This window comes from Dethiosulfatibacter sp. (genome assembly GCF_983023055.1).
Genome location: NZ_CEZJXU010000025.1, coordinates 1 through 3,306, shown reverse-complemented (window position 1 = coordinate 3,306; position 3,306 = coordinate 1). Strand labels below are relative to the sequence as shown.

The window sequence follows — 3,306 nt, the reverse complement described above, 5'->3', positions numbered from 1 at the left end:
GGTTTTGAAAGATATTTTCTAAATGCCCAAATAAATAAAATAATAAGGATAAAATTATTCTTATAAACGGAGGATATTTCATGAAAATAACAAAAACAGAAAAAATCTGGTTGTTGGCTGTAACTGTATTTTACCTTCTATACAATCTGCCATATGTACCAGCCTATGGTGATTCAAAGGCAATGTTTATTCACGCGGGACTTACTATAGTACCTCTCTGGATAGCTGTTTATGTAGGTCTTATTAAAGTATATAAAATATATAAATTAAAAAAATAATATTTCTGGAGGATATAAATGTTAAAATCATCAACGATTTGGATTTCATTTGCAATGTATATGTGCTTTTTGATTGGGATTGCAATGTATGTAACAAATAAAGAAAAAAAAGAATCTGGCTCTAAAAATCTTCTTACGGCAAGTGTAGCGTGGCCTATTTTGGTTATGACTTATATAGCTTCTCTTATGAGTACCTGGGTGTTTTTCGCAGGTCCAGGAGCTTATTATAGAGGGGGTATTGGATATTGGCTTTCAGAATTGAGTTATATAGCGCTTTTCCCTATCATCTGTCACTTTACCATGAACAAGGTATGGGTAATTAATAAAATGAAAAATTTTGTAACCCCAGCGGACTTCTACTATGAAAGATATAAAAGTTCTGCTCTAAGAACTGTTCTTGGAATTGTATTCTTGGCAGCATCATTCCCTTATATCGCATCGGTTCTAGTTGCTATAGCAAAGGCTGCAAATATTGCAACCGGTGGAGAAATGAGCTATTCAATGGTTGTTGTAGCCGTTGGTATAATAATGACTGTCTTCGTAACTATCGGTGGAGTAAAATCTGCAGCTACAGCGGACACAATACAGGGACTTCTTTTCATCGGAGGACTGTGGGCTATAGTTATAGCTTGTCTGGTAGTTGGATTTGGAGGATCTCTTTCAGCTGCAGTAGCAACTATTAAAATTAATACACCTGCATTCTTCTCATATCCAGGACCTGATGGATGGGTGCCGTATAGTGGAAGATTCGGCTATCCTTTTGCCTGTGCCATAGGATGGACAATAATGCTTCCCCATGTATTTGTAAGATCAGGATACTTTGGAGACAATCTTAAGACTCAAAGAACACTTTCATACGTGACACCTGCACTTCAGGCTTTTGTATGGACTGGAACAATGCTTATTGGACTAGTTGGTGTTGCATTGGCACCAGGACTTGCGACAGGAGAGACTGAACTGATTATACCGTATATGATCAATAATTTTGTACTTTCATATAGTCCAGATCTTGCAGTAGTACTTATGGTTGGTTTCTTTGTGGGAGCAACTGCAGTAGGTCTTTCGACTGCAAATGCGTTCCTGAGCGTTGCATCATCAATAGTATCTGAAGATATTATAAAGAATACATTCAAAATAAAAGTAGCTCCGGAGAAACAGTTAATGGTAACCAGATGTGTAATAGCTGTAATAGGAATTGCCGCCACATTGATTGCTATTAATCCTCCTCAGCTTATATTTACAATGATAATGTTTGCAATAGCAATAGTTATGCCTCTATTCCCAATACTTGTATTTGGATTGTATTGGAAAAGAGCAACAAAACAGGCAGCTCTTGTTTCAGCCATAGTAGGTACAATAGTTGTTCTTATGACATACTTTGTATGGGGTATTGGATATACATGGTATGGAGCAATAGGAATGCTTGCATCTACAGTTCTCATGGTTGCAGTAAGTCTTGTTACAAAACAAGATCCAAAAGAAATAGAAAGCTTCTATGAAGCACTTGAACAAGGTGATAGTAAATACTATGAGAGTGATGATAAAGAAGTTAGAGCTTAAACTGAATAATTAGAATGAAAAATGCCTTCGAAAGTGAAGGCATTTTTTTATTGTTTTAACGCTATAGGTTATTCTTTGATGGTTCGTCTATACCTTCAACCTCGAGACCTTTTGATGTAGCCCGTATGCCTATGGCACCAAGAGGGGCAGTGGTTATTATTGAAAGAACTGCGATTGCCAATATAAGCTCTCCCGACCTCACGCCCATTGCAAGGGGTATTGCACCTATCGCAGCCTGAACTGTGGCCTTTGGAGTATAGGAAACTACACAGAATAGCCTCTCCTTGAAGTTGAGATTTGTACCGAGAGTTGAAAGTACAACTCCTATACTTCTTGCTATTAGTCCCAGTGCAATTATTGCAAGTCCTTTTAGTCCTGAGTCGAAGGCTACGCTTATATTTACTTGAGCCCCTACAAGTACGAAAAGGAGTATTTCTGCAAGTATCCATATCTTGTTGAACTTTGCGGAAAGCCTTTTGGCAGTTTCGGGTATCTTTTCAAGTATTATGAATCCTATGACCATTACACCCAGTAGAGCTGCCACTTGTATTTTGCTTTTTAGAAGCTCTTCAATTGCTGTAAGGAGGATTGCGCATCCAAGGATTACAAGAACCTTCTTTGTATCCCTTATATGATAGGCTGTAAAGACCTTTACAAGGATGAGTCCGATGACTAGTCCCATTACTATTCCTAGAAGTATTGATAAAGGTATTGTAAGTATTTGTACTCCAATGTTCACATGGCTCCCGCTGTAAAGACCCAGGAAGGTTGTGAATATTGTTATTGCAAATACATCGTCGATTGAGGCACTGGCGATTATAAGGGTGGGGATTCCTTTTTTTGTTCCGATACCTCTGTCAGTGAAGTAGAGCATTGATGGAACTACTACAGCAGGTGAAACAGCTGCAATTATAAAGCCAAGTATTCCACCTTCTATGAAGGAAAAGCCAAGAATATATTGCGCTATGAATGCTATGGTGAAGCCTTCCATAAGCCCGGGTATGCAGCTCATCTTGATGGCGGTCTTTCCAACCTTGTTGAGGTTTTCCCTGCTTATTCCAAGGCCTGCTCTTAGAAGTATTATTATGAGAGCTATAAGCCTGAAGTCTGATGATACCTCCAAAAGATCAGGGTCTATGATGTCTATTGCATAGGGGCCTATTGCTATTCCCAAAAGGAGCATTCCAAGAAGTCCCGGCAGGTTAAACTTTGTAAATATGAGGTTTGCAACCAAACCAAGTACGATTATTATTCCCAAACTTGTAGCCATTTTATTTTCGCATGATATGAATTTGTTCCTGCTCACGCAGCTTATCATGCATCTCCTTATTTAGTATTTAATGAACATATAAGTTGTAATTCACCAAGGTCAAAACAACAAAAAATCCTGTCGACAAAATAGTCAACAGGAGTCATTAGCACTTGGCGGTTAGGCATTTTCATTGCCCGGCGAACTCCATCGCCCTAT

At 38.5% G+C, this 3,306-nt stretch carries 3 protein-coding genes and 1 riboswitch; of the genes, 2 read left to right on the top strand and 1 reads right to left on the bottom strand.

What is annotated here, in order from left to right; genetic code table 11:
* The first annotated feature begins 80 nt into the window (after positions 1–80).
* A complete protein-coding gene (locus AC3AX0_RS02135) occupies positions 81–278 on the top strand; it encodes a hypothetical protein (RefSeq protein ID WP_487548654.1) in 198 nt (65 codons plus the stop codon).
* Between the two features lie 18 nt (positions 279–296).
* Positions 297–1,838, top strand: coding sequence for a sodium:solute symporter family protein (locus AC3AX0_RS02130; protein ID WP_487548653.1), 1,542 nt, complete (start codon positions 297–299; stop codon positions 1,836–1,838).
* Positions 1,839–1,899: 61 nt separating this feature from the next.
* Here the strand turns inward: AC3AX0_RS02130 and AC3AX0_RS02125 are convergent, their stop codons facing one another.
* Positions 1,900–3,108, bottom strand: a complete 1,209-nt coding sequence (locus AC3AX0_RS02125) for a cation:proton antiporter (RefSeq protein ID WP_487548663.1) — start codon at positions 3,106–3,108, stop codon at positions 1,900–1,902.
* 129 nt (positions 3,109–3,237) lie between these two features.
* Positions 3,238–3,306, bottom strand: a riboswitch (Fluoride riboswitch). This riboswitch is flagged as partial in the annotation.

What these genes read in the sequence shown, in the direction of transcription:
- AC3AX0_RS02135 (WP_487548654.1), top strand. Translation starts at nt 81, where the DNA reads ATGAAAATAACAAAAACAGAAAAAATCTGGTTGTTGGCTGTAACTGTA.
- AC3AX0_RS02130 (WP_487548653.1), top strand. Translation starts at nt 297, where the DNA reads ATGTTAAAATCATCAACGATTTGGATTTCATTTGCAATGTATATGTGC.
- AC3AX0_RS02125 (WP_487548663.1), bottom strand. Translation starts at nt 3,108, where the DNA reads ATGGCTACAAGTTTGGGAATAATAATCGTACTTGGTTTGGTTGCAAAC.